Below are 20,102 nucleotides of genomic sequence, written 5' to 3' on the forward strand. Positions count from 1 at the left end.
AGCCTAGTTGCCTAACGCCCGGATCGCTCTGGATGCTCTGTTTTTTCGGGCTTCTCGACTTTTTCCACCTTTTCCACCTTTTCTACTTTCTCTACTTTCTCTACTTTCTCTACCTTCTCTACCTTCTCTACCTTCTCTACCTTCTCTACCTTCTCTACCTTCTCTACCTTCTCTACCTTCTCTACCTTCTCTACCTTCTCTACCTTCTCTACCTTCTCTACCTTCTCTACCTTCTCAGGCTTTTCGACCTTCTCTACTTTTTCAACCTTCTCAACCTTCTCAACCTTTTCGGGTCTTTCGGCCTTTTCGATCTGGACCTTTTCTACCCGATCAGAACTTCCACTATTGCGGCTCTCGACCTTCTCCAGGTTATCGAGTTGTTCGGACTTTCCAGACTTGTCCACGCGTTCAGTGCTGCCATGCCCACTCGCATCGTCAACAGCATCGCGCCCACCGTGATCATCCCTGGTTTCACTGCGACCGCCTGTTGCATCCCCGGTGCCATGACCACTGTTACCGGAACCTCCGGACTCACTGCTGCCGTGCTCGCTGCTGCGCCCCGAATGCCCTTTTTCCGGGTGTGCGGCACGGTCGTCGTCGAACTCCACCCGGGTTGCCCGCAATTCGTGGGTACCGTTGAGCACCCCACTCACCCGCACCCGTTGATCGAGCGCCAGCGCGGCTGGCTGCTTGCCGACAATCACGGTGTCCTGCCCCAACGTCACATTGATGCCACCCACCACCAGCTGCCGCGCCTGCGTGCGCTGCACCAACCCTTCGATCACTGCCTGCTGCACGCGGCCCGCAAAAGGCAGGCTCGGGTCAGGGCGGGTTTGCGCCACTTCCAGCTGGCGCCCGGTCCACTGGCCGCGCACCAGCACTTCCCGCGCGGGCGCCACACGGGTTCCCAGTTTCAGGCCCTGCAGGCTACCAGCACGGTCAACCGCACCGATGGCGCTGGCCTCTTTCAACCCTGGGGCCCGTTCGATACGGCTAGCCACCACGTTGCCACTGGCGTCACGCAGGCCGCTGACCCTGACCGGCTCGCCCGGGCGCAGCCCTTCAGCCACCCGCGCGCCTGCGGCAAGCCGTACAGGTTGGCCCATGACGCGCAGGGGGGCCGAAGCACTCGGGAGTGCCGTCAGCGGCCCTTCGAAGGCGTTGAGAATCGAGATGCGCCCAGCCTGCAAGCCGCGCTGGGTGGCAAACGCCTCCACCGCCACCACCTGCCCGATTGCCAGGTGACCCGTGCTGGCTGGCGCACCGTTTTCACTCACCGGTACATCCTTGCCATAGTGCACTTCCATGCCATTCACGCAGATGGAGGCAAAACCGGTGATGGTGCCGACGATACCGGTACCGCCGGTGCCGCCCGGGCGCAGGATCGGGGCACCGGTACCGCCTACGCCACCGCTGCCATGCTCGAGGTAGCTACCGTCGACACCCTCGGCCACCGCCCCGGTCCCGCCTGTACCACCGGGGCGGTGTGGAAGTGGCGCGCCGGTGCCGCCGACACCGCCGCTTTCACTGCGCGCACCGGTACCGCCCACCCCACCCGGGGACTGCAAGCCTGCCGCACCGCCCATGCCCACTTCCTCGCGGCTGACGCACACCGGCGCAGCGGCCACCTGGGCAGGCGCCACCAGGTTCAAGCCGAAAACCAGGGCAAAGGTGACGGCACTGAAGCAGCGCGAGAGAAGAGTCATGGGCGTGGGGTCTTGGACGGATCGGGGTCGGTCGCTTCAGTGTAGAAATAAAGCCCGACAGTGATGCGTTGACGTTGATCCGGGCCAGGTTCATCAGTGCTTTCCAGCTCTGCTGCCAGCCGGCTGAAAGCGAGTAGCGTCCGCATGCCATCCTTGGCGACCACATCACGTAAATGGGCGACGCCGTCAGGGCTGAGCGCGTCGTAGTGCACGCTACGTTCAAAAAACGGCGGGGTTTGGTCAGTAAGGTTATGCACCGCTGCGCAGGCATGGTCATGCAGGTTGTGGCCGAAGTACGCGGCTTTTTCATCGAAGCCCTGCTGTGGCACGAACGCCTGGGCTTGCAGGTGCACGCAATCCTGCTCATCCAGCCGGACGACGCCCAGACGCAACCATTCATCCAGCACCACCCGGCCGCGGATATCGGTGCTGACCTTGGCTACCAGGGCATCGAACGAACAGTCGCCGCCGACACTTGCCAGCCGCGGCAGCGCCAATGCCTGGCCAGGTGCCGAGCAGAACGGCGGGCTCGTGGTCCAGAGATTCACCAGTTGTGCGCCAAGCGTGATGTTTTCAGGCAGGGTCGCGTGGTAGGTGTTGCTTTCACTGCGCAGCCGGCGGACATCCTTGCGATGAACACCTGTGAGCAGACTGATACGGCTGTCGGTTGGCGCGGTGTCGTCGAGGCGAAACTCGCGATGGGCCACGTCGACGAACACCTCCTTGAGCAGGTCGGCGAACATCGTGTAGGTCACCCCTTTGCGCAGCATCAGGCGCACCAGCGGGCGCATGACACGCCGCAGTGCGCTTAACATCGAAGGCGGTAAGGTGGGCGATTGCATTGAGCGCATTCCTTGACAGATGAACCCAGTATACGGCGCGGGAAAACATCCCACACCAACTGTGGTCGCACCCCCGGGCGGGGCGCCGGATGACTGTCAGCGCTCAGTGCACTCGTGCTGAGTGAGGCGGCTACAGTTCAGAGCCACTCAGCTCCTGCTGTTGTCATCACCCGGTTCGCCACCCACATGGTTGCCGTGATCATCACCAGGTTCGCCACCAACGTGATTGCCGTGATCATCGCCAGGCTCGCCACCGACATGATTACCATGATCATCCCCGGGCTCACCACCAACGTGATTGCCATGGTCATCACCCGCTTCAGCATGGGTACCGCTGCGCCCGGAATTCGAGTTGCCGGCGTCGCCGTGGCCCGTGCCACTGTTGCCCGCATGGCCATTTCCACCGTCGTGGCCACCGCCACTGCCGCTTCCCCCCCCGTGGCCACCACCCCCGCCACTTCCGCCACCATGGCCACCACCACCGCTTCCGCCACCATGGCCGCCGCCACCGCCGCCACCGTGACCACCGCCACCGCCGCCACTTCCGCCACCGTGACCACCGCCGCCGCCGCCACTTCCACCACCGTGGCCACCTCCGCCACCGCCGTGGCCGCCACCGCCACCGCCACCGCCACCGCCACCATCTTTGGCGTAGGCAGAGGAGCCATGAGAAATCGAGTCAGGGACCAACATGATGGAAGTCGACAGCAGGCCAGCAACGGCTACAGCCAACAGTGCCTTTTTGAATAGCATGTGGATTTGCATTTTCCGTCTCCAGATCGTCGCCACGAGACACGCCAAATCAGCCGGGGATCTTGTTTAAGGTGGTTTAGTCAATACGTGGGATTTTTTCCCACGAGTAAGTAATAGACCGCTCCCGCTTCAGGTTCAAGTGCCACCCTGGCAAGCCGACCGGCGGCGGGCCTGCTATGTTGTGGTTATCTCGATGCAGGAGCCTTGGCATGCAACCGCTATTGACGCTGCAAACCCCGCGCTTGCGGGACTACGGCGAATTGGTACAGGTCTGGGAGGACTCGGTACGTGCCACCCACGATTTCCTGCCGGAGGGGTACATCGTTTTGCTGCGCGAGCAGGTATTGCGCCGCTACCTCGACGCGGTGATGCTGATCTGCTGCAAGGACCAGCAACGTATCTGCGGCTTCGCCGGGGTCGCCAACGGCCGGGTGGATATGCTGTTCGTCGCACCTGAATACCGTGGCAAAGGGGTAGGCAAGCGCCTGCTGCGCTATGCAATCGACGAGCTGAACGGCGAGCGGCTGGACGTCAACGAGCAAAACCCGCAAGCCCTGGGCTTCTACCTGCACCAGGGCTTCGAGGTGATTGGCCGCTCGGAGACCGATGGCCTGGGGCAGCCCTACCCTTTGCTGCACATGCGGCTGCGCAAAATGGCGTAAATGACACAGATTCCCAGCCCCTCTGCCGCTTGGGCAGGTACAATGCAGGCCTTTCCCTGCCTTTGCGAATTGCCGTCATGTCCGAACCCACCCGTCTGTCCAAACGCCTCATCGAGCAGCTTGGCTGTTCCCGCCGCGAGGCCGAGATGTATATCGAAGGCGGCTGGGTCACCGTCGATGGCGTGGTGGTCGAGCAGCCACAGTTCAAGGTCGAGCAGCAGCGCGTCGAACTGCTGCCAGGCGCCCGCGCCGAAACCCTGGAACCGGTGACCCTGCTGCTGAACCAGGCAGTCGGCGTGGACATCGAAAGCGCCCGCGCCAGCATGAACATGGCCACCTTGAGCGAAGCCCACCGTGAAGGTGTGCGTGCCTTGCATGGGCATTTTACCCGTCAGGTTTGTGTCGCCCCCCTGGAACGTGGCGCCAGCGGCCTGCAGGTGTTCAGCCAGGACTGGCGGGTAACCCGCAAGATCGAGACCGACCTGCGCCGCCTGGAGCAGGAATTCATTGTCGAGGTACGCGGCGAAACCACACCCCAGGCACTGGAGCGCCTGGCGCGCGGGGCCATGCGCAACGACCGCGAACTGCCAAAGGCCAAGGCCAGCTGGCAGAACGAAACCCACCTGCGCATGGTGCTGAAAAACCCGCAACCCGGGCAGATCTCCGAACTGTGCGCCTACCTGCGCCTGGAGCTGCTGGGCATGCGCCGCATTCGCCTGGGTGGCGTGTCCATGGGCAAGCTGCCCCTGGGCCAGTGGCGCTACGTGGCCGCTACCGAACGTTTTTAAGTGATACGCCGCACTGGACAGTGCGGCACCTGAACAGGATTCTGCAGCAATGAACCACAACGATGTCCTGCGCAGCCTGCGCTACATGCTCAAGGTGAATGACGCCAAGATGGCCGAAATCATCAAGCTTTCCGGCCTCGAAGTGCAGCCTCCGGTGCTGGCCACCTACCTGAAGAAAGAAGAAGAGGAAGGCTTCGAGCGCTGCCCGGAACGGGTGATGGCGCACTTTCTCGATGGCCTGGTGATCTACCGCCGCGGCAAGGATGACAGTCGCCCGCCGCAGCCGATCGAGCTGCCGGTGACCAACAACCTCATCCTGAAGAAGCTGCGGGTGGCCTTCGAGCTCAAGGAAGACGACCTGCACGTGATTCTCAAATCGGTCAACTTCCCGGTAAGCAAACCAGAGCTCAGCGCGCTGTTCCGCAAGTCTGGTCATGACAACTACCGCCCGTGCGGCGACCAGTTGCTGCGCAACTTCCTCAAGGGCCTGACCTTGCGCGTGCGCGGCTGATTGGCCATGCAGCACACGGTTACCCCGGTCGGCATCGTTCACTCCTGCTTCAAGGAGAAGTTCGCCATCCCGCGCCAGCCCCAACTGGCGCCCGCCGCCCGCGGCGTGCTGGAACTGCTGCCGCCGTTCGACCAGGGTGATGCGGTGCAGGGCCTGGAGCAGGTCAGCCATGTCTGGCTGCTGTTCCTGTTCCACCAGGCCTTGGAGGACAAGCCACGCCTGAAGGTGCGCCCCCCGCGCCTGGGCGGTAACAAGAGCATGGGGGTGTTCGCCACCCGCGCCACCCACCGGCCCAACGGTATCGGCCAGTCGGTGGTGCGCCTGGAGGGCGTGGAGCCCGGGCGGCTGCTGCTGTCCGGGATCGACCTGCTCGACGGCACGCCGGTGCTCGACATCAAGCCCTATGTGCCCTACGCCGACAGCGTCACGGGCGCCAGCAACCAGATGGCCAGCCAGGCGCCCGCCGCAATTGCCGTGCAGTGGGCCGACGGCGCCCTGCCCCAGGCCCGCGAGCATGCGCTGCGCCTCGATGAGCCCTTGGTGGAGCTGATCGAGCAATGCCTGGCTCAAGACCCACGGCCGGCCTACCAGGTACCGCCGGCGGAGCGGGTGTATGGGGTAAAGTTCTGGGATGTGCAGGTAAGGTGGCATTACCCGCAGCCGGAGGTGATCCGGGTGCTGGAGGTGGTGCGGGCCTGAAAACCCAACCATCAACCACGAAAAAGGCGACCCGGAGGTCGCCTTTTTCAGTTCACGGAGCCGCGATCAGCGAGCCGGGCCTTCCGCCACGCCCAGGTCGTCGGTCGGACGGGTATCGAGCAGCGGCGCACCACCGGAGGCCAGCTCCGATGCCAGCTTGTCGTTGTCCATTTCGTTGACCCACTTGGCCACCACCACGGTGGCAACCGCGTTGCCCACCAGGTTGGTCAAGGCACGGGCTTCGGACATGAAGCGGTCGATGCCGAGGATCAGCGCCAGGCCGGCAACCGGCAGGTGCCCAACCGCCGAGAGGGTAGCGGCGAGGACGATGAAGCCCGAACCGGTAACGCCGGCAGCACCTTTGGACGCCACCAGCAGCACCAGCAACAGGGTGATCTGGTGAGTGATGTCCATGGTGGTGTCGGTCGCCTGGGCAATGAACACCGCAGCCATGGTCAGGTAGATCGAGGTGCCGTCCAGATTGAACGAGTAACCGGTTGGGATCACCAGGCCAACCACCGACTTCTTGGCACCCAGGCGTTCCATCTTGGCCAGCATGCGTGGCAGGGCCGATTCCGACGAGGACGTCCCCAGCACGATCAGCAGTTCTTCGCGGATGTAGCGGATCAGCTTGAGCACGCTGAAACCGTGGGCGCGGCAGATACCGCCCAGCACCACCAGCACGAACAGCAGGCAGGTGATGTAGAAGCAGGCCATCAGGTAGCCCAGCTGCACCAGCGAGCCAACGCCGTATTGGCCGATGGTGAAGGCCATGGCACCCATGGCGCCGATCGGGGCCAGCTTCATGATCATGTTGATGATGTTGAACATGACATGGGCGAAGCGGTCGATCATGTCCAGCAGCGGCTTGCCGTAGCTGCCCAGGCGGTGCAGGGCGAAGCCGAACAGCACCGAGAACATCAGCACTTGCAGGATGTCGCCATTGGCGAACGCACCCACCACGGTGTTGGGGATGACGTTGAGCAGGAAGCCGATGGTGGTCTGCTGCGCGCCGGCAGCGGCGTAGGCAGCCACGCTGCTGGCGTTCAGGGTGCTGACGTCGATGTGCATGCCAGCGCCCGGCTTGACCACGTTGACGACGACGAGGCCGATGATCAGGGCGATGGTGGAAACCACTTCAAAGTACAACAACGCGTAGCCGCCGGTCTTGCCGACCGATTTCATGCTCTGCATGCCGGCGATGCCGCTGACCACAGTGCAGAAGATGATCGGGGCGATGACCATCTTGATCAGTTTGACGAAGCCATCACCCAAGGGTTTGAGGGCAACGCCCGTTTCCGGGTAGTAGTGGCCGAGCAGGATACCGATGGTGATGGCGACCAACACCTGGACATACAGGGATTTGTACAGCGGCTGACGTGTCGTCATGGCTAATTTTCCTCAAGTGTGCCGGTTCACCCTTCCCAGGGTGATGGGGCACCTGAATCGCTAACCCTCCTGCACCTGGAGGGATTTGTCGTTGTGTTCGAGCTGCCTGGGCAGGCCTCTGCAAGGATCAATAGCAAGGGTGGTGCCAAAATGCCCATGAAGGGTGCAAGGGCCATGTTTACGAGGAAAAGCTGCCCGATGACGGGGCGATTGCCTGAAGAAGGCTGGCGGATTTCCGCCCGGTGGCGGGTTTTGTACAGGGAGTGTGGCGGGAATCCGCCCATGACGGTTCCTGTGCCGGCCTCTTCGCGGGTGAATCGGATCGCCGCACCGCCGCTCCCACAGGTAGTGTGAAGGCTCAGGGGCAGTGCGATCCGGCACAGGCCAGGAATCATTCCAGATTGAAGGTAATCCTGAACGCCGCACCGCCCAGAGGCGAATCGCCCAGGCTCAGCTCTGCGTCGTAGCTGTCGACAATATCCTTGACCACCGCCAGCCCGATCCCCTGCCCCGGGTGCTGGCTGTCCAGCCGCTCACCGCGTTCGAGAATGCGCTGACGCTGATCGGCAGGCACCCCTGGCCCATCGTCTTCGATGCACAGTGTCAACTGCCCGGGCGCATGCACCAGGCTCACCCGCACCTGGCCCAGGCTGAGGCGGTAGGCGTTTTCCAGCAGGTTACCGAGCATTTCCAGCAAGGCACCCTGTTCCATTGGCACCTGTGCTTCATCGGGTAACTCCAGGGCCACGCTCACCTGCTTGTCCCGGTACACCTTGGCCAACGTGCTGCACAGGCTGTCGAGCAACGGGCGCAGCAGCACGCTGTGCCGCACCAGGCCACTCTTGCGCAGGCTGGCGCGCTGCAGCTGATAGTCGATCTGCTGGCTCATGCGCTCGATCTGGCTTTGCAGCACCCGCGCCTGCTCGCGCTCACCGCTGCGCTGCTGCAGGCTTTCTCCCACGCCTTGCAGCACCGCCAGCGGCGTCTTCAGGCTGTGCGCCAGGTCATCCAGCGAGTCGCGGTAGCGCGTGCGCTGCTCTCGTTCACTGTGCAACAGGCGGTTGAGCGAACGGGTCAGGCGCAGCAGCTCGCGGGGGTGCTCGGCGCTCAGGCCATCGCGCGCGCCCGCCTCCACTTCATCCAGCTCGTGGCTGAGCCGGCGCAACGAGCGCAGGCCCCAGGTCAGGCCAGCCCACAGCAATACCATGAGCGCCAGCAAGGCAGCGCCGAAGCCCAGGTAGAGCTTTTCGCGCAGGCCGTTGAGGGTGGCCTTGTACTCGCTCAGCGGCTGCAGGGCGACGATGCTGTAGGCAGCGCTCTGGCCACCCAGCAGCTTGATCTCGACGTCGTAGACGAAGAACTCTTCGCCATCGGCCTGGTGAATGCGGGCAAATTCGTTGCCGCGCCCGTCATACCGCGGGCGGTAGTTGATGTGCCGGTCAGCGGTGGCGCGTGACTGCCAGACCAGCTTGCCGTCGCGGTCGAAGATATAACCGAGCAAGCCGGTGTACGGCAGGTTGTAGCGCTCGTCCGGCAGCAGCTCGGGCATTTGCAACTGGCCATGCTCGATACGCGCGGCGGAAATCAGCGTGGTCACATCCGATGCCAGGCGCTGCTCGATCGACTCCTGCAGGGCCAGGCTGAAGGCTTTCTGCAAAGCCGGTAGCAGCGCCAGCATGAACAACAGCGCCAGCACTGCCGCAGCCAGCATCAGGCGTACCCGCAGCGAGCGGATCAACGGCAGCGCTCGGTAAACAGGTAGCCCAGGCCGCGCACCGTGTCGATGGGCTTGAAACCGTGCTCGCCTTCAAGCTTGCGCCGCAGGCGGCCGACCAGCACTTCGATGACATTGGGGTCGCGTTCTTCGTCACCCGGGTACAACTGCTCCATCAAGCGGTCCTTGGCGACCACCTGCTGGTGATGGCGCATGAGGTATTCGAGGATGCGGTATTCGTACGCGGTCAGGGCCAGCGGCTGTTCGTCCAGGGTGGCCTGTTTGCGGTTGAGGTCGAGCACCAGCGGGCCGGCGGCGATGGTCGACTGGGTGAAGCCGCTGGAGCGGCGCAACAGGGCGTTCAACCGCGCTTCGAGCTCCTCGAACTGGAAGGGTTTGACCAGGTAGTCGTCGGCACCGGCGGCCAGACCCTCGACCTTGTCCTGCCAGTTGCCACGGGCGGTGAGGATAAGAATGGGGAAGGTCTTGTCCTGGCTGCGCAGGCGTGTGATCAGCTCCAGGCCGCTGATGCCGGGCAGGCCCAGGTCGATGATGGCCAGGTCGAAGTGGAATTGCCCGGCCTGGTACAGCGCTTCTTCCGCATCTTCGACGGCCTCGACCACATGGCCGCTTTCGCCCAGACGGGTGTAGAGGTGATGGCGAAGCAGGGCTTCGTCCTCGACCACCAGCAGTTTCATGTGCAGCTCCTTGATGTGTGTTGCCTGTACCGGCCCTTTCGCTACATGCGCAAGGGCCGGTACAGGATAACCCGGCTCGCCTGTCAGAACTTGTAACTGGCGGCCAGGTAGGTCTGCGCACTGCTGGTCAGGCGCAGGGTGCCGGCTTTGGGCCCGCCATGCTCGCCCACTTCGGTCGCGGCGTTGGTGCGCAGGTAACGGTAGCCCAGTTCGACCGAGGCCTTGTCGGTGATGTCCTGGATCACGCCAGCCTGCAGGCCGTAGGCATAACCGTAGTCGGTATCGCGGCTGGCACCTGACGACTCCTGGGACAGTTTGGTCATGCCCAGGGTGCCACCGCCGAACAGTTTGGTGGTATCGCCCACCGGCAGGAACAGGTCATAGCTGCCCAGCAGGTTTTCCTGGCGCAGCTTGAGGCCGCTGTGGTCGCCCGACACGTTGTCGTAGGTCATGTAGTAGCGGCCCTGGTCATTGATCTTGCCCACGCGTACACCCCAGGTGTCATCCTTGCCGATGATGCCGTCGGTATTGAGGTGATCGGTGTTGCGCTGCAGCAGGCCGGACTTGCGAACCTTGTCGCTGGTCTGGCCGTAGGTAAGGCTGGCGAAATTGTCGTCGGCGGCCTGGGCAGTGGTGATGCCAGCGGCGCAGACGGCCATGGCGGCAAGCAGGGTGTTGAAGGTTTTCATGGCGGGTTACTCCAGTTGAGTGCGCTGTTTCGGTCTGGAAGCTAGAGTAAGCAGGGCACCCTGAACCGCGACTGAACCCTGGCTGAACCCCGGCTGAACGATCCGATTGCAAACCAAGGAGTAGTAACCATGCGCGCCCTGCTGGCCGTGACCCTGATGTGCAGCGCCGCCTTAGCCCACGCGGCGGTACAAACCCGCGAGATCCCCTACCAGGACGCCGACGGCAACCGCCTGGTCGGCTACTACGCTTACGACGACGCTGTCGAGGGCAAGCGCCCCGGCATTGTCGTGGTGCATGAATGGTGGGGGCTGAACGACTACGCCAAGCGCCGGGCTCGCGACCTGGCGGGGCTGGGCTACAACGCGCTGGCCATCGACATGTATGGCGACGGCAAGCAGACCGAGCACCCGCAGGACGCCCAGGCGTTCATGGCGGCAGCGCTGAAAGACCCGAAAGCTGCGGCGCAGCGTTTCGATGCCGGCCTTGAACTGTTAAGGCTGCAACCGAACACCAACAAGCATCAACTGGGCGCCGTGGGTTATTGCTTCGGCGGCAAGGTGGTACTGGATGCCGCACGCCGGGGAGAGAAGCTGGACGGCGTGGTGAGCTTCCATGGCGCGCTGGCCACCCAGACACCGGCCAAGCCGGGCGTTGTGCGGGCAGATATCCTGGTCGAGCACGGGGCGGCGGACAGCATGGTCACACCTCAGCAGGTGGAGGCGTTCAAGGCCGAAATGGATGCGGCCAAGGTCAATTACCAGTTCGTCAGTATCGAAGGGGCCAAGCATGGCTTTACCAACCCGGATGCCGACCGGCTGAGCCACGGCGAGCACGGCGGTCCGGACATTGGTTACAACAAGGCCGCGGACGAGAGCTCCTGGGCGGATATGCAGGCGTTCTTCAAGAAGGTTTTCAAATAGGTATTGCCGGGGCCGCTCTGCGGCCCCCGGATACGCACCTCCCACATCGCCGCTTCGGCTGGCACAATACCCCCCATGAACACACTCCCCGCCTGCTGCGCCCCGCTCCGGCACCACTGGCCCCTGCCCCGCCCACTGCCTGGCGCGGTACTGGTCAGCTGCGCCTTCGACCCCGCCCACCTGGCCACCGACGACTTCCAGCGCGCCGGCGTGGTGCCAAGCGCCAGCCTGCAACGCTCGGTGGCCAAGCGCCAGGCCGAGTACCTGGCCGGCCGTGTCTGCGCCCGGGCCGCACTCCAGCACCTGGACGGCCGCGACTATGTGCCCGGCACCCATGAGGACCGCTCACCCATCTGGCCTGCCGGGATCCGCGGCTCGATCACCCACGGCAAAGGCTGGGCCGCCGCCGTGGTGGCCGCCGAGAGCAGTTGCCAGGGCCTGGGTCTGGACCAGGAAACCTTGCTGGACGACCAGCGCGCCGAACGGTTGATGGGCGAAATTCTCACCCCGGCCGAGCAGGGGCGCCTGGACCGCCGCCAGCTTGGCCTGACGGTGACCTTGACCTTCTCGCTGAAGGAAAGCCTGTTCAAGGCCCTCTACCCGCTGACCCGCCAGCGTTTCTATTTCGAGCACGCCGAAGTGCTGGACTGGTCCGCTGAAGGCATGGCGCGCCTGCGGCTGCTCACCAACCTGTCACCACAATGGCAGCACGGCGCAGAGGTGCAGGGCCAGTTCTGCCTGCAGGACGGCCACTTGCTCAGCCTGGTCAGCGTGTGACCTTCAGAGCGGCGCTTGCTGGCGTGGCCAGTTCAGGCTGAAGCAGGCGCCGCCCAGCCCTTCGCTGCGCCCCACCGTCGCCCGGCCGGCATGCCAGTAAATGATTCGCCGTACGATCGACAAGCCCAGCCCATGCCCGCCCGAGGCCCGGGTGCGGCTGTCGTCGAGTCGGGTAAACGGCGTGAAAATGCGATCCCAGACACCCTCGGGGATCCCGGGGCCGTCATCCTCCACATCGATGCGGCAGCGCTGCTGACCCAGCTGGTAGCTCAGGCGTACTTCGGACTCGGCATGGCGCAACGCATTGCCGACCAGGTTCTGCAGGGCCCGGTGCAGGTACCGTGGCTCGGCCTCGACCCAGGCGCCATCGGTATCCGCGCCCTGGCAGTCGCCACGCAGCACCCGCACTTCGGCGCGCAGCGGTGACAACTCCTCGATGACCCGGTCGAGCATGGCATCCAGGTCGACCCGCTGGAACTTCAGCGCCGGCGCCCCCTGCTCCAGGCGGGCGTAGGTCAGCATTTCGTCGACCAGCTTGTCGAGGTCCTGGATATCCCCGTCCATGCCCGCCAGATGCTTGGCGCGGGCTTGCTCGGTACTGGCGGTTTCGATCATCTCCAGGCCAAAACGCAGGCGCGCCACGGGTGTGCGCAACTCGTGGGACACCGCCCGCACCAGCTCACGCTGCATGCTCAGCGAGCGCTGCAGGTGCTCGGCCATGCCATTGAAGGCCGCAGCCAGGCGCCCCACCGAGTCGGCGTCGCCGGCCGGCACGCGGGTGTCCAGGCTGCCCTGGGCGATGCGGCTGGCGGCAATTTCCAGGCCCGACACGCGCCGCTCCAGCTGGCGGACCAGCAGGTACACCACCAGGCCGATCAGGCACAGGCCAAGAAAGGCGATCAGGATCAGCAACTGGGGGGGATAAGGGTTCAGTTGGTAAAGCGGGCCGATTTCCAGCACCCAGGGCGAACCGGCGAGCCCGGAAAACACCCGGATCGAATCGCCATCCTTGCCCAGCGCCATCACCGTGTCGCCCTCCTCCACCCGGCGTCGCTGGTCATCGTCCAGGCTCACCCGTTCAATACGCTGCAGCGCCACGCCGAAGCCAAAGCCCTTGTCACGCTTGAGCTGTTCCAGGCGCTGTTGCTGCTCGGTAACCGGGTAGCGCACCAGTTCGTCCGCCAACAGGTAAAGGGTGGCCCGCGCCAGCTGTTCGCTGACCTGTTTGACCTGGGCCACCAGCAACAGGTCTTGCTGGCCGACCCTGCGCAGTATCTGCACAGCGTGCGGGCCCGTCTTCTCGACCACTACCAGGCCACGGTACAGACGTGCCCGCTGGCCGCCGTCGAAGCGGCGCGCAGCCATGGGCTGCAGGGTCAGCGGCACCCCGAGCAGGCGCTCCCAGATCAGCAACGAGCGTTTGCGCTCGGTGTCGTTCTGCACTGCCAGGTTATCGGCCATCAGGCTGAACGTGCCCTGGGCCAGGCCTTCGCGGTGCTGGGCGGCGCGCACTTCGTTGACCAGGTGCAGGCTGAGCACGCCGAGCAGGGCCACCAGCACCAGTACGGCCAGCATGCCCCCGTAAATGCGCAGGAAGATCGAGTTGTTCATGGCGCCTCGCCGACGAACAGGTAGCCCTTGCTGCGCAAGGTCTTGATCAACCGGGGCTGCAGTGGGTCATCGCCGATCTTGGGGCGAATTTTGGAAATGCGTATGTCAATGGAGCGGTCCTGGCCGTCGTAGCCAACGCCGCGCAGCGCGGTGAAGATCTGCTCGCGCGTCAGCACCCGGCCGGCGTTGCTGGCCAGTAACCAGAGCAGGTCGAATTCGGCGCCGGTCAGCTCGATCAGTTGCTCGCCCAGGCGGGCCTCGCGCAGCCGGTTGTCGATGCGCAGCGCGCCGAATGCAAGGTCCTGGCGCTTGCCGTCCGGGGCTTCGGTGCGGCGCAGCAGGGCTTGAATGCGCGCCAGCAGCAGGCGCGGGCGCACCGGTTTGCAGACGTAGTCGTCGGCGCCCAGGTCCAGACCCTGGACCTGATCGAGCTCGTCGCTGCGCGCGGTGAGCATCAGGATCGGACCGGGGTACTGGCTGCGTACCCGGCGACAGATGCTCAGGCCGTCCTCACCGGGCAGCATCAGGTCGAGGACGACCAGGTCGGGCTGGCTGTCGACGATGCGCCGCGCGGCGCGGGCGCCATCGCCTTCCACCGCAACCTCGAAGCCGTTGGCCTGCAGGTATTCGGCGGTGAGCTCGGCCAGGCGCTGGTCGTCTTCCACAATCAGGATGCGGGGTACGGGGTGGTCCATGGCTTGTGCCTTTGCTTGTTGTTGTTCTGTTGCCTGTGCCGGCCGCTTCGCAGCACAAGGCTGCTCAAGGTGTCGCGCTCTCCTTGTGCTGCGAAGAGGCCTGTGCAGGGAGCATAACCCTTTAACCAAAAGGCAATATTGCCCGCGGATACTACGTCCACCCCCGGGTACTGCCAACCTCCCGGCTCTCCCCCGACTGAACCGTTTTTTGTGGTAGGGTGCGCCCCCGAAAAAAACTGCACTGGGGCAGTGTGGCGCAGAAAAATACTGCAAACCACTTGGCACAAGGCCTACAGCGAATACCCACCTTTCACCCACAATCTACCCACACGTTATCCACAGGCGCTCGCCTTGCAAAGACGCCAAGACCGCATTATCTTGTATGCCGAACGCGGCAAACCACTATATGTTGGGTTTAGCCCTGAGTCGCAAACACAAGTCAGCGCGGAAATTCAAGCGCTTTTTCTGGCTGAACTTGGCGCGATTCCAACAGCCAAACCGCTCCAGCGGCAAACTGAACAGCAGTTTTTGGGCCCAGCCCAAAACCTTTGACTTCGGCCAGGGAGCGGCAAGCCATTGCCCCTTATTCCTGAGTCTGTCCCGAAGTCGGTACGCCCGCGCGGGCGGATGCGCATGCATTGCGCATCCCCGCCGGGCCATCGAGCAAGTGGACGGAACGGTGGGCGCCCAAAAGGCGCCTGATCAATATAGAAACTGTGGAGACACCCACCCATGCAAACCGACACAACTCGCGAGAACCCGCAGGCCAAGGTGCCGCAGGCCGCCGATTCCAACCAGGATCTGGCCGCCACCGCCCCCGGCCAACTGCGCGTGATCAAGCGTAACGGCACTGTCGTCGCCTACACCGACGACAAGATCACCGTGGCCATCACCAAGGCGTTCCTCGCAGTTGAAGGCGGCACCGCCGCCGCTTCGTCGCGCATCCACGACACCGTCGCGCGCCTGACCGAGCAGGTCACCGCCACGTTCAAGCGTCGCATGCCATCGGGTGGCACCATCCACATCGAAGAAATCCAGGACCAGGTCGAACTGGCCCTGATGCGCGCCGGCGAACAGAAAGTCGCCCGCGACTACGTGATCTACCGCGACCAGCGCGCCAAAGAGCGTGCCACCCGCGCCCACACCGACGCTGTGGTCGAGCCGCACCCAAGCATCCGCATCACCCTGGCCAATGGCAGCCTGGCGCCGCTCGACATGGCCCGCCTGAACACCATCATCAGCGAAGCCTGCGAAGGCCTGGCCGAAGTGGACGGCGAGCTGATCCAGCGCGAAACCCTGAAGAACCTGTACGACGGCGTGGCCATCAAGGACGTCAACACCGCCCTGGTGATGACCGCCCGTACCCTGGTCGAGCGCGAGCCGAACTACTCGTTCGTCACCGCCCGCCTGCTGATGGACACCCTGCGCGCCGAAGGCCTGGGCTTCCTCGAGGTGGCCGAAAGCGCCACCCACCACGAGATGGCCGACCTGTACGCCAAGGCCCTGCCGGCCTACGTGGCCAAAGGTATCGAGTTCGAACTGCTCAACCCTGCCCTGGCCGACTTCGACCTGGAAAAAATGGGCAAGGCGATCAACCACGAGCGTGACCAGCAGTTCACCTACCTGGGCCTGCAGACCCTGTACGACCGCTACTTCATCCACAAGGACGGCGTGCGCTTCGAACTGCCGCAGGTGTTCTTCATGCGTGTGGCCATGGGCCTGGCGCTGGAAGAGAAAGACAAGGAAGACCGTGCGATCGAGTTCTACAACCTGTTGTCGTCGTTCGACTACATGGCCTCGACCCCGACCCTGTTCAACGCCGGCACCCTGCGCCCGCAGCTGTCCAGCTGCTACCTGACCACCGTGCCGGACGACCTGTCAGGCATCTACCACGCGATCCACGACAACGCCATGCTGTCGAAATTCGCCGGTGGCCTGGGCAACGACTGGACCCCGGTGCGCGCACTGGGCTCCTACATCAAGGGCACCAACGGTAAATCCCAGGGTGTCGTGCCGTTCCTGAAAGTAGTCAACGACACCGCCGTTGCCGTAAACCAGGGTGGCAAGCGCAAGGGCGCTGTCTGTGCCTACCTGGAAACCTGGCACCTGGACATCGAAGAATTCATCGAGCTGCGCAAGAACACCGGTGATGACCGTCGTCGTACTCACGACATGAACACCGCCAACTGGATCCCTGACCTGTTCATGAAGCGTGTCTTCGATGACGGCAAGTGGACCCTGTTCTCGCCATCGGAAGTGCCAGACCTGCACGACCTGACCGGCAAGGCCTTCGAAGAGCGTTACGAGTACTACGAAGCCCTGACCGAGTACAACAAGATCAAGGTGTTCAAGACCATCCAGGCCAAAGACCTGTGGCGCAAGATGCTGTCGATGCTGTTCGAGACCGGCCACCCGTGGCTGACCTTCAAGGACCCGTGCAACCTGCGTTCGCCGCAGCAGCACGTGGGCGTGGTTCACAGCTCCAACCTGTGCACCGAGATCACCTTGAACACCAACAAGGACGAGATTGCGGTCTGCAACCTGGGCTCGATCAACCTGCCGAACCACATCGTTGAGGGCAAGCTGGACACCGCCAAGCTGCAACGCACCGTGAACACCGCCGTGCGCATGCTCGACAACGTGATCGACATCAACTACTACTCGGTGCCGCAAGCGCGCAACTCGAACATGAAGCACCGCCCTGTCGGCCTGGGCATCATGGGCTTCCAGGACGCGCTGTACCTGCAGCACATCGCCTACGGTTCCGACGCTGCCGTCGAGTTCGCCGACAAGTCGATGGAGGCGGTCAGCTACTTCGCCATCCAGGCTTCTTGCGACCTGGCCGACGAGCGCGGCGCCTACGAGACCTTCCAGGGTTCGCTATGGTCCAAAGGCATCCTGCCACTGGACTCGCAACAGATCCTGATCGAAGCCCGTGGCCAGAAGTACATCGACGTCGATCTGAACGAGTCGCTGGACTGGGCACCCGTGCGTGCTCGCGTGCAAAAAGGTATTCGTAACTCGAACATCATGGCCATCGCGCCAACCGCGACCATCGCCAACATCACCGGCGTGTCGCAGTCGATCGAGCCGACTTACCAGAACCTGTACGTGAAATCGAACCTGTCGGGCGAATTCACCGTGATCAACCCGTACCTGGTCCGCGACCTGAAGGCCCGCGGCCTGTGGGACTCGGTGATGATCAACGACCTGAAGTACTACGACGGTTCGGTGCAGCAGATCGAGCGTATCCCGCAAGAGCTGAAAGACCTGTACGCCACCGCGTTCGAGGTCGAGACCAAGTGGATCGTCGATGCTGCCTCGCGTCGCCAGAAGTGGATCGACCAGGCTCAGTCGCTGAACCTGTACATCGCCGGTGCCTCGGGCAAGAAGCTCGACGTGACCTACCGCATGGCCTGGTATCGTGGTCTGAAAACCACTTACTACCTCCGTGCCCTGGCTGCGACCAGCACCGAGAAGTCGACCATCAACACCGGCAAGCTCAACGCCGTTTCCAGCGGTGGCGACAGCGCCCCGGTCCAGGCAGCCGGCCCTGCGCCAGTGCCGAAGGCCTGCGCGATCGACGAGCCTGACTGCGAAGCCTGCCAGTAAGGCCTAGTGCCGCAAGGGGTGCCCACGGGTGCCCCTTGCGGCATTTTTGTGTCCGCGTCACGGAAAGACCTCGTGCCTTGGCCGCTGCTCCCGCAGCTCGGTTGAAACCCTGCGGATGGGGTGCGGTGCCCCCCCCAAGTTTCAGCTTCGCGGCTGAAATCGCCGGGGCCACCCTGCGGCCCTTTCGCGACACAAGGCCGCTCCTATAAAGATCTTGGAAACACCATATCCTGTGCCGTGAAAATTAAAACGCACAACATGTAGTGCTTGTCGCATTTTGCGGCTAAACTTCCTCCCCATGTAAACGACCCCGGATTCTTGAACGGGCCCGCGCAAAACCGGTCGAAAAAAATACCCTCGCCGGCTATAATGCGCGCCCTCTGAAAAGAGCATCTTTCAATTGTCCTGGCCCCTCTGCGAGGCCTGGCCAGGTACAAGCCAGAACACATTCAGATGTACGAGAGTCAGCCTCTCGAGCTGTCCATTCGCCGTAACGGCCTTGCGTCAGGCATCACATTCTTAAAATCCAACCGGTTGCCCCAGGGCGACCCTCAAGCAGGAGCCAAACCATGCTGAGCTGGGACGAATTCGACAAAGAAGACGGCGAAGTAGCCGCCAAAGGCAACACCCCTGCGCAGGCCGCTGCCGCCGCTACCCTCGACAAGCTCGACAGCGCCGGTGGTGCCGCCGCCCTGGAAGCCCGTGCTGCCACTGCCTCCGACTCCGAAGCCGTCAAGCGTGCCAAAGCCGCCCTCGACGCGCTCGACGTTGCCGAAGGCCTGGCCGAGCTGGAAGGCTCCGCTGCCCGCGTCGCCGTTGACGAAAAGCGCATGATCAACTGCCGCGCCGACCTCAACCAGCTGGTACCTTTCAAGTACGACTGGGCCTGGCAAAAGTACCTGGACGGCTGCGCCAACCACTGGATGCCGCAAGAGGTCAACATGACCGCCGACATCGCCCTGTGGAAGAGCCAGGACGGCCTGACCGAAGACGAGCGCCGCATCGTCATGCGCAACCTCGGCTTCTTCTCCACTGCCGACTCGCTGGTTGCCAACAACCTGGCCCTTGCCGTGTACCGCCTGATCACCAACCCGGAGTGCCGCCAGTACATCCTGCGCCAGGCCTTCGAAGAGGCGATCCACACCCACGCCTACCAGTACTGCATCGAATCGCTGGGCATGGATGAAGGCGAAATCTTCAACATGTACCACGAGATCCCGTCGGTCGCGAAGAAAGCCGCTTGGGGCCTGAAGTACACCCGCGCCATCTCCGACCCGGAATTCAACACCGGTACCGTCGAAACCGACAAAGAGCTGCTGCGCAACCTGATCGCCTACTACTGCGTGCTGGAAGGCATCTTCTTCTACTGCGGCTTCACCCAGATCCTGTCCATGGGTCGCCGCAACAAGATGACCGGCGTTGCCGAGCAGTTCCAGTACATCCTGCGTGACGAGTCGATGCACCTGAACTTCGGTATCGACGTGATCAACCAGATCAAGATCGAGAACCCGCACCTGTGGGACGCGGCGATGAAGGAAGAGGCGACCCAGATGATCCTGCAAGGGACCCAGCTGGAGATCGAATACGCCCGCGACACCATGCCACGCGGCGTGCTGGGCATGAATGCCGCGATGATGGAGGACTACCTCAAGTTCATCGCCAACCGTCGCCTGACCCAGATTGGTCTGAAAGAAGAGTATCCAGGGACTACCAACCCGTTCCCTTGGATGAGCGAAATCATGGACTTGAAGAAAGAGAAGAACTTCTTTGAGACGCGAGTGATCGAGTATCAGACGGGTGGGGCGTTGAGCTGGGACTGATTTTCCGGGCCGTAGGTTTTCACCACCGACTGAATTTCTTTCACCTTAAACTGAAATCAAACACGTCGCGCCCATGTGGGTCGTTGTTCCTGTCTAGATAACGACCCAGAACCCTTGCTGTAGCGCAGTAGAGTAATTGCACGCAATAGAATAGTTTTAAAATACTTCCAGTTACCCTTTTCAACGTCAAAACATTATCTGATGTGTACCCCAAA

At 63.1% G+C, this 20,102-nt stretch carries 18 protein-coding genes; 9 read left to right on the top strand and 9 right to left on the bottom strand.

Annotation, left to right across the window (positions count from 1 at the left end; all coding sequences use genetic code 11):
• Nucleotides 1-11: 11 nt before the first annotated feature.
• The 3 genes from AC5O5I_RS21880 to AC5O5I_RS21890 form a co-directional block, all read right to left on the bottom strand.
• Nucleotides 12-1,706 carry a DUF5666 domain-containing protein gene (locus tag AC5O5I_RS21880; RefSeq protein WP_494511546.1) on the bottom strand — a complete coding sequence of 565 codons (1,695 nt, stop codon included), beginning with the start codon at nucleotides 1,704-1,706 and terminating at the stop codon, nucleotides 12-14.
• The gene (locus AC5O5I_RS21885) at nucleotides 1,703-2,548 is read right to left on the bottom strand and encodes a DUF6502 family protein (RefSeq protein ID WP_172219695.1); all 846 of its coding nucleotides are present in this window, start codon (nucleotides 2,546-2,548) and stop codon (nucleotides 1,703-1,705) included. The genes AC5O5I_RS21880 and AC5O5I_RS21885 overlap by 4 nt, the downstream gene beginning before the upstream one ends.
• Nucleotides 2,549-2,695: 147 nt before the next feature.
• Nucleotides 2,696-3,301 carry a hypothetical protein gene (locus AC5O5I_RS21890; protein WP_494511547.1) on the bottom strand — a complete coding sequence of 202 codons (606 nt, stop codon included), beginning with the start codon at nucleotides 3,299-3,301 and terminating at the stop codon, nucleotides 2,696-2,698.
• 209 nt (nucleotides 3,302-3,510) lie between these two features.
• Here AC5O5I_RS21890 and AC5O5I_RS21895 point away from each other — a divergent pair, with 209 nt between their 5' ends.
• The 4 genes from AC5O5I_RS21895 (at nucleotide 3,511) to tsaA (ending at nucleotide 5,961) form a co-directional block, all read left to right on the top strand.
• Nucleotides 3,511-3,963 (top strand): GNAT family N-acetyltransferase, encoded by a 453-nt coding sequence (locus AC5O5I_RS21895; RefSeq protein ID WP_172219700.1) that lies wholly within the window; start codon nucleotides 3,511-3,513, stop codon nucleotides 3,961-3,963.
• Between the two features lie 77 nt (nucleotides 3,964-4,040).
• Entirely contained in the window at nucleotides 4,041-4,751 is a 711-nt protein-coding gene (locus AC5O5I_RS21900) for an rRNA pseudouridine synthase (RefSeq protein ID WP_172219702.1), read from the top strand.
• 49 nt (nucleotides 4,752-4,800) lie between these two features.
• Nucleotides 4,801-5,262 carry a YehS family protein gene (locus tag AC5O5I_RS21905; RefSeq protein WP_172219704.1) on the top strand — a complete coding sequence of 154 codons (462 nt, stop codon included), beginning with the start codon at nucleotides 4,801-4,803 and terminating at the stop codon, nucleotides 5,260-5,262.
• A 6-nt stretch (nucleotides 5,263-5,268) separates the two neighbouring features.
• Nucleotides 5,269-5,961 (top strand): tRNA (N6-threonylcarbamoyladenosine(37)-N6)-methyltransferase TrmO, encoded by a 693-nt coding sequence (tsaA, locus tag AC5O5I_RS21910; protein WP_494511548.1) that lies wholly within the window; start codon nucleotides 5,269-5,271, stop codon nucleotides 5,959-5,961.
• Between the two features lie 66 nt (nucleotides 5,962-6,027).
• Here the strand turns inward: tsaA and AC5O5I_RS21915 are convergent, their stop codons facing one another.
• The 4 genes from AC5O5I_RS21915 to AC5O5I_RS21930 all read right to left on the bottom strand — a co-directional run bounded on the left by AC5O5I_RS21915 (nucleotide 6,028) and on the right by AC5O5I_RS21930 (nucleotide 10,451).
• Nucleotides 6,028-7,350: a dicarboxylate/amino acid:cation symporter gene (locus AC5O5I_RS21915; protein WP_172219708.1), complete on the bottom strand. Its 1,323-nt coding sequence runs from the start codon at nucleotides 7,348-7,350 to the stop codon at nucleotides 6,028-6,030.
• A 391-nt stretch (nucleotides 7,351-7,741) separates the two neighbouring features.
• Nucleotides 7,742-9,088, bottom strand: a complete 1,347-nt coding sequence (locus AC5O5I_RS21920; protein ID WP_172219710.1) for an ATP-binding protein — start codon at nucleotides 9,086-9,088, stop codon at nucleotides 7,742-7,744.
• The gene (locus AC5O5I_RS21925; RefSeq protein WP_172219712.1) at nucleotides 9,085-9,762 is read right to left on the bottom strand and encodes a response regulator; all 678 of its coding nucleotides are present in this window, start codon (nucleotides 9,760-9,762) and stop codon (nucleotides 9,085-9,087) included. Before AC5O5I_RS21925 ends, AC5O5I_RS21920 begins: the two co-directional genes overlap by 4 nt.
• A gap of 83 nt (nucleotides 9,763-9,845) precedes the next feature.
• On the bottom strand, nucleotides 9,846-10,451 hold the full coding sequence (locus tag AC5O5I_RS21930) for an outer membrane protein (RefSeq protein ID WP_172219714.1): 606 nt from the start codon (nucleotides 10,449-10,451) through the stop codon (nucleotides 9,846-9,848).
• Nucleotides 10,452-10,580: 129 nt separating this feature from the next.
• Between AC5O5I_RS21930 and AC5O5I_RS21935 the strand changes: the two genes are divergently transcribed.
• The gene (locus AC5O5I_RS21935) at nucleotides 10,581-11,372 is read left to right on the top strand and encodes a dienelactone hydrolase family protein (RefSeq protein WP_172219716.1); all 792 of its coding nucleotides are present in this window, start codon (nucleotides 10,581-10,583) and stop codon (nucleotides 11,370-11,372) included.
• A 75-nt stretch (nucleotides 11,373-11,447) separates the two neighbouring features.
• Nucleotides 11,448-12,149: a 4'-phosphopantetheinyl transferase family protein gene (locus AC5O5I_RS21940; RefSeq protein WP_172219718.1), complete on the top strand. Its 702-nt coding sequence runs from the start codon at nucleotides 11,448-11,450 to the stop codon at nucleotides 12,147-12,149.
• 3 nt (nucleotides 12,150-12,152) lie between these two features.
• Here AC5O5I_RS21940 and AC5O5I_RS21945 read toward each other — a convergent pair whose 3' ends face one another.
• Together AC5O5I_RS21945 and AC5O5I_RS21950 are read right to left on the bottom strand one after the other, a co-directional pair.
• Entirely contained in the window at nucleotides 12,153-13,760 is a 1,608-nt protein-coding gene (locus AC5O5I_RS21945) for an ATP-binding protein (protein WP_172219720.1), read from the bottom strand.
• The gene (locus AC5O5I_RS21950; RefSeq protein WP_172219722.1) at nucleotides 13,757-14,455 is read right to left on the bottom strand and encodes a response regulator; all 699 of its coding nucleotides are present in this window, start codon (nucleotides 14,453-14,455) and stop codon (nucleotides 13,757-13,759) included. The genes AC5O5I_RS21945 and AC5O5I_RS21950 overlap by 4 nt, the downstream gene beginning before the upstream one ends.
• Before the next feature lie 351 nt (nucleotides 14,456-14,806).
• Between AC5O5I_RS21950 and AC5O5I_RS21955 the strand changes: the two genes are divergently transcribed.
• The 3 genes from AC5O5I_RS21955 to AC5O5I_RS21965 all read left to right on the top strand — a co-directional run bounded on the left by AC5O5I_RS21955 (nucleotide 14,807) and on the right by AC5O5I_RS21965 (nucleotide 19,887).
• Nucleotides 14,807-15,007: a hypothetical protein gene (locus AC5O5I_RS21955; protein ID WP_172219725.1), complete on the top strand. Its 201-nt coding sequence runs from the start codon at nucleotides 14,807-14,809 to the stop codon at nucleotides 15,005-15,007.
• 180 nt (nucleotides 15,008-15,187) lie between these two features.
• Nucleotides 15,188-18,067 (top strand): ribonucleoside-diphosphate reductase subunit alpha, encoded by a 2,880-nt coding sequence (locus AC5O5I_RS21960; RefSeq protein ID WP_494511549.1) that lies wholly within the window; start codon nucleotides 15,188-15,190, stop codon nucleotides 18,065-18,067.
• Between the two features lie 569 nt (nucleotides 18,068-18,636).
• Nucleotides 18,637-19,887, top strand: coding sequence for a ribonucleotide-diphosphate reductase subunit beta (locus tag AC5O5I_RS21965; RefSeq protein ID WP_494511550.1), 1,251 nt, complete (start codon nucleotides 18,637-18,639; stop codon nucleotides 19,885-19,887).
• The last annotated feature ends 215 nt before the right edge of the window (nucleotides 19,888-20,102 follow it).

It is taken from the genome of Pseudomonas sp. 9_2_1 (assembly GCF_059295275.1).